Origin of the sequence: Streptomyces sp. 13-12-16 (assembly GCF_002114215.1) — a bacterium.
GTDB lineage: Bacteria > Actinomycetota > Actinomycetes > Streptomycetales > Streptomycetaceae > Streptomyces.
The window spans coordinates 526-6,066 of record NZ_NCTE01000243.1; the positions used below are offsets into that span (position 1 = coordinate 526).

Below are 5,541 nucleotides of genomic sequence, written 5' to 3' on the forward strand. Positions count from 1 at the left end.
CCTGCTCCTCGCCCAGCGGGAACACATCGCCGTCTGGGAGCAGCAGTTGCGGCTGGCCCGTCCGGAGCTGGACCCGCGCCAGGCCCGGGTGCTGGTGCACGCGGGGTTCGGCGTGGTGGTCGAGGCGGGACGCAGACTGCGGTGGCGGGACAGCCCCGGCCGTCGTGCGGCCGTGACCGCCCTGGTCGTGGGCGCTCTGGGCCTCTGAACGGCCGCCGGAACCCGGCGGCGAGGCTCCGCCGCCGGGAAGCCCTCGCGCGGGAGGTCACCCCGGCGCCCGCCCCTCGGTCCGTCCGCCGCGGGACGGACACGGGCGGGACCGGACCGGCGGCTCAGCCCGGCCTGTTCCCGGTGGGGATCGTGATGGGGGTGGTGGTCCCGGAGGAGCCCTTGTTGAGGAACAGCATGGCCAGGGCGCGCACGAACTGGTCGAACATGTAGAAGGTGCCGGGCATGACGGGCGACAGCCCCTCACGGAACAGGATGAACGCCGGCCACGCGGTGCGGACCAGGGCCGCCGCCGCGTAGTCGCGCTTCAGCCCCAGCCAGTCGCCGACCTCGTCGCTGAGGACGTAGCGCACGAACTCGTTCAGGAACCCGCGCGTGACGCCGAGGTCGATCTGCGCGGTCAGACCGAGCAGTTCCTCGGCCAGCGCGATGCCCTCGGTCGACGGGGTGAGGATCGGTGTGAGCACCTGCGCCGACTGGCTCTCGGCGGCCGCCCAGGTCTTGGGGATGTGCTCGTACGGCACACCGAGCAGGTGAACGGCGACCTGCCACGAGTGCAGGAACGCCTCCTGGTCCGCCTTCGGGTACGGGATCCTCCAGTCGAGCAGCTTCCGGTGCACGTAGGTGCCCAGGCTGTGGAAGGTGACGAGGATGTCGGCGGCGCTGATCGGGACGGTCTCGTCGGCGACCGCCCGCCAGTGCGGCGACTGCGGCAGCAGGTGACGCACCGCGGCGTGCACCACGCGCGTCTTGTTGGCGGTGACGACGAACTGTCCCGTCGGCTCGAAGGCTCCCAGCTGGGACAGGTCGTAGCCGAACGTGAACGTCTTGGCCGCGCGGTCCTGCATGTCGGCGCCGCCCGCGGACCAGTAGACGCTCTTGGCCTCGCGCGGGATCACGGTGCTCATGATGCCGCTGCCGAGGCCGTACAGCATGAAGAGGTACGTGTCCCTGCGCCGGTTGAAGTCGGCGGCGCGGGCCAGCTTGACGGGGTCGGCCCAGGAGGGCAACCGGTTGACCTGCCGCAGGTACGCGGTGAATTCGGCCGGCAGGCCGCCGGGCAGCGGGTCGTTGTTGTCCACCCACGACGCCCATGCGGTGTTGATCGCCGGAACGTGTCCGTTCTCGAGCATCGAAGCCATCAGAGGGTCCGCCGCGTCGTCCCAGATCCACTCCGGACCGGTTCCCGCGGCGGCCCCCGTCACCGAGCCCTCCGACGCCCACGCCCGGACGGGGTTCGCCACGCCCACGAGGCCGAGTGCGACCCCTAGTGACAGGGCCTTTCGCCTGCTGAGGTTCTCCATTGACTTACCTGCTTCCCTGGTGGGCCAGATGGTTCCAGATGCCTTCGCAGACTTGCCTGTTGCGCGACCGATGCATGATGGCCCTCGTCGCACAGATGTGATTTTCGATTAACATAGCGAGGCGTCTCGCTGTCGGCAATGGTCATGACAGAAGGCTCGTCGCCGATGCCGGCCACGGCCCGTCGGCCCCTCTCCGGCGCGACACCGGCAGGCGCCGCGCCGATGGCGTCCAGGACCGGCGGGCACCCGCGCACGCCGGGCGTCCGCGAGACGGGACGCCCGATACGGGTGACCGCGGAGGTCCGGTACCACCGGAGTTCAGGGAGCCGGCACGGTCCAGAGCCTCCCGGACGGCGGTCCGATGCCTCTCCCGTGGCGTTCCGGCTCGCTGAACCCTTCGGGTGAGGACGCGGGCGCACGGCTCGGTGTACCGGCCTTCGGCTCACATGACCAGGCGTCGCAGGAGGACGGTGAGCCGGTCGGGGACGCCGTCCTTCCGCCGGGCGGCGAAGTGTCCGTAGCCGGTTCCCGCGGTGCGCAGCCGTGCGTGAACCGGCCTCGGGAAAGTCCGGTGCGGTCGACGTGGAGGATCGCGCCCATGATCCGGCGCGGGTCGTGTCCGCGTGGCCGGCCGATGTCCAGGCTCCTCCCTCCCCCTTCGCCCGCCGGGGTCGGTTCCAGCGGTTTCCGACGGGCACCGGACAGGTCACCCGGACATGGCCGCTGACGGCGAGGACGGTCCGTCGGGGGACGCACCAGGTCCACCGCGTCCCCTCGAGGTCTTCCGGGCGGTTCTTCCGCTCTGCCGCCCTGGACCGCTGCCCCCGGACGACGGAACACCCGGCTTCCCCATGCCGGGATCCCGGGGGCACTCCGGTCGCGGCCTCCCTCCCCCTGCGGTTTCCCGCAGGGTCGGTACTGCGGGAAACCACAGGAGGTACGGCGGTTTTCCTCGTACTCACGGCAAGGCGCCCGACCTAGCGTTTTTCCCGCCGGGCCAGCCGGCATCCAGGAACCGACCCGCACGAGCGGAAGGACGCACCATGCGAAGGAAACCGGCGACGGTACGGATCGCGCGATGGAGCGCCACACATCCGTGGTCCGCCATCGGCCTGTGGGCCGTGTTCGTCGCCGCATGCCTCTTCCTGGGCGGGGCGGCAGGCACGAACGCACTCGGCGACGAGGAGTCGGGGGTCCGGGAGTCCGGCCTCGCCGGCAGGATCGTGCACTCCGGCGACTTTCCCGAGAAGGCCGAGGAGAACGTGCTGATCACCGCCGCGGACGGCAGATCCCTCGACCCCGCGGCGGCCCAGGACGCGGCCGCCGACGTCACCCGGCGGATGAAGACGCTCACCGGGGTGGAGAGCGTGGGCCGGCCCGTCGCCTCACCGAACGGCGGGGCGCTGCTGGTCCCGGTCACGATGAAGGGCGACACCGAGAACGCCGACCGGCGGATCCAGCCGCTGCTCGACGCGAGCGCGGCGACCGAGGACGCCCACGAGGGCCTGCGGGTGGAGCAGGTGGGCACGGGCTCGACGGCAAAAGGGCTGTCGGACACGCTCGGCGAGGACTTCGAGCGGGCCGAGCTGATCAGCCTGCCGCTGACCCTGCTGATCCTGCTGGTCGTCTTCGGGGCGATCATCGCGGCCGGCGTGCCCGTGGTGCTCGCGCTCTCGTGCGTCGGCGCGGCCATCGGACTGTCCACGCTGGCCTCCCACGTACTGCCGGAGACCAGCGCGGTGAGCAATGTCATCCTCCTCATGGGCATGGCCGTGGGCGTGGACTACTCGCTCTTCTACCTCAAGCGCGAGCGCGAGGAACGGCGCACCGGGAAGTCCCACGTCGACGCGATCGAGGTCGCCGCCAAGACCTCGGGGCACACCGTCGTCGTGTCCGGAACCACGGTGATCGTGTCGATGTCCGGTCTCTATCTGGCCGATGAGGCGACCTTCGCGTCCCTGGCCACCGGCTCCATCATCGTCGTGGCGGTCGCCGTGCCGGCGTCGCTCACCGTACTGCCCGCCCTGCTCGCCAAGCTGGGCCGCTGGGTCGACAGGCCTCGCGTGCCCTTCCTGTGGCGCCTGACCATGCGCTCGGGTGAGTCGCGGGTGTGGCCCGCGCTGCTGCGTCCTGCTCTGTCCAAGCCGGTCGTCACACTGGTGATGTCGGTGGGCGCACTGCTCCTGCTGGCGGTGCCGGCCCTCGAGATGAACCTCAAGCAGCCCGGCTCCGACGACCTGTCCCGGGACATCCCCGTCGTGCGGGCGATGGACCGGCTGACAGAGGCCTTCCCCAGCAAGGGCACGGTCCACAAGGTCGCCGTCCGGGCTCCCGCCGCACAGGCCGGTGAGGTGCGGAGTGCCCTGCGAAGCCTGCTCGAACGCACCGCGGACCACGAGCTGTTCGCGCACGACACCACACCGGAGATCAAGGAGTCGGCCGACCACCGGGTGCACACGGTCGACGTGGGCACGCCGCACCAGCCCAAGAGCGCCGGTGCCCGTGACTCCCTGGCGCTGCTGCGCGGCTGGCTGCCGCGGGCCGTGGCCGATGTGCCCGACGCCGAAAGCGCGGTGGGCGGCAAGGTGGCGCAGGGTGCCGACTTCACCGCGCACCTCGAGGAACGGATGCCCTACGTGGTGGGCTTCGTCCTGCTGCTCACCTTCGCCACCATGGTGTTGATCTTCCGGTCGGTGGCCGTGGCACTGTCCGCCATCGTGCTCAACCTGCTGTCCGCGGCAGCCTCGTTCGGTGTACTGGTCGCGGTCTTCCAGCACACTTGGGCGGAAGGCCTCCTCGACTTCCGCAGTTCGGGCGCGGTGGTCTCGTGGCTGCCGCTCTTCCTCTTCGTGGTGCTGTTCGGGCTGTCGATGGACTACCACGTGTTCGTGGTCAGCCGGATCCGCGAGGTCGCGCTCACCGGTGCTTCGACCAGGGACGCGGTCCGTCAGGGCATCACGCGATCGGCCGGCGTGGTCACCAGTGCGGCGGTCGTCATGGTCGGAGTGTTCGGGATCTTCGGCACGCTGAGCATGGTCGAGTTCAAACAGCTCGGCGTGGGACTCGCGGCGGCCATCCTGCTGGACGCCGTGGTCATCCGGATCTACGTGCTGCCGGCGCTGATGACGGTGCTCGGCAAGTGGAACTGGTGGCCCGCGGGCATACCGGGGGGCGGCCACGGGCCGTCGGGCCGGGACCGGACGGGCCGGGCAGGCCGGGCGGCGACCGCCGCTCACCGTGCCGGGGAACGGAGCGAGTACGCGTCCTCACACCGCCGGCGGCGTTGAGTCATCCGGACACGTACGGGATCACGCGCAGAAAGCGAGGAGGAGGCACACCGTGACAGAACAGTGGAACGACGGAACTCCCGGAGTCGTCCGGCTCCCGTCAGGACGACTCGTCCGCGGGCGAGGGCTGAGAAACGGACTTCCAAAGGGCCAGGTACCGACGCTGGCCGTATACCTGACGGATCACCGGCCCGCGGCACAGCCGTGGGAAAGCCGGTGGATCCGGTGGCGGGACTTCTGGCTGCCCTCCGACCCCGACGACGCGTTGCGCACGCTCCGACTCGTCCATGAGCGCGGGCTCGACGAGCGGGTCGAGGTCGCCTGCGGCGGCGGTGTCGGACGCACCGGAACGGCACTGGCCGCGATGTGCGTGATGGAGGGCATGGAACCCGGTCAAGCGGTCAAGTGGGTCCGCCGGCACTATCGTTCACGGGCCGTCGAGGTGCCATGGCAGCGGCGGTTCATCCGCCGGGTCCACGCATCCGGCGCCTCCGGATCCCGAGAGCCGTAGCCGGGTTCCGTGAGTCAGGGGCCGGTGCGGCGGGCCGCGGTTGAACGGCGGTGCGGGACGGAGGTGTGTGCGGCGTCGTGGCGGATCGTGTGAGTGACGGGGCGGCCCGCCGGAAGGTGGGAGACGTCCGCCGGCAGCGCCGCCCCGGCCGCGCCGGACCGGGCCGGCGGGCCGGGGCGCCTCGTCCTGCCGAACCGGCCGTCAGTGGCCG

The 5,541-nt window shown here is 71.1% G+C and carries 4 protein-coding genes and 1 pseudogene; 3 read left to right on the forward strand and 2 right to left on the reverse strand.

Annotated elements, in window-relative coordinates:
- A pseudogene (locus B7767_RS44540) lies at positions 1 to 208 on the forward strand (TetR family transcriptional regulator); the annotation flags it as partial.
- Between the two features lie 124 nt (positions 209 to 332).
- On the opposite strand, the gene B7767_RS10885 reads toward B7767_RS44540, so the two are convergent.
- Entirely contained in the window at positions 333 to 1,532 is a 1,200-nt protein-coding gene (locus B7767_RS10885) for an oxygenase MpaB family protein (protein ID WP_085572019.1), read from the reverse strand.
- 1,043 nt (positions 1,533 to 2,575) lie between these two features.
- Between B7767_RS10885 and B7767_RS10890 the strand changes: the two genes are divergently transcribed.
- Both B7767_RS10890 and B7767_RS10895 read left to right on the forward strand, forming a co-directional pair.
- Complete coding sequence (locus B7767_RS10890; RefSeq protein WP_085572020.1) at positions 2,576 to 4,819, forward strand: MMPL family transporter; 2,244 nt, start codon at positions 2,576 to 2,578, stop codon at positions 4,817 to 4,819.
- Between the two features lie 52 nt (positions 4,820 to 4,871).
- Positions 4,872 to 5,330: a protein-tyrosine phosphatase family protein gene (locus tag B7767_RS10895; RefSeq protein ID WP_078914210.1), complete on the forward strand. Its 459-nt coding sequence runs from the start codon at positions 4,872 to 4,874 to the stop codon at positions 5,328 to 5,330.
- Between the two features lie 14 nt (positions 5,331 to 5,344).
- Here the strand turns inward: B7767_RS10895 and B7767_RS47265 are convergent.
- Positions 5,345 to 5,541, reverse strand: a 197-nt coding sequence (locus B7767_RS47265; protein WP_218775785.1) for a hypothetical protein, incomplete at its 5' end; no start/stop codon positions are given.

Coding starts and splice junctions, on each gene's coding strand:
- B7767_RS10885 (WP_085572019.1), bottom strand. CDS start 1,532: ATGGAGAACCTCAGCAGGCGAAAGGCCCTGTCACTAGGGGTCGCACTC.
- B7767_RS10890 (WP_085572020.1), top strand. CDS start 2,576: ATGCGAAGGAAACCGGCGACGGTACGGATCGCGCGATGGAGCGCCACA.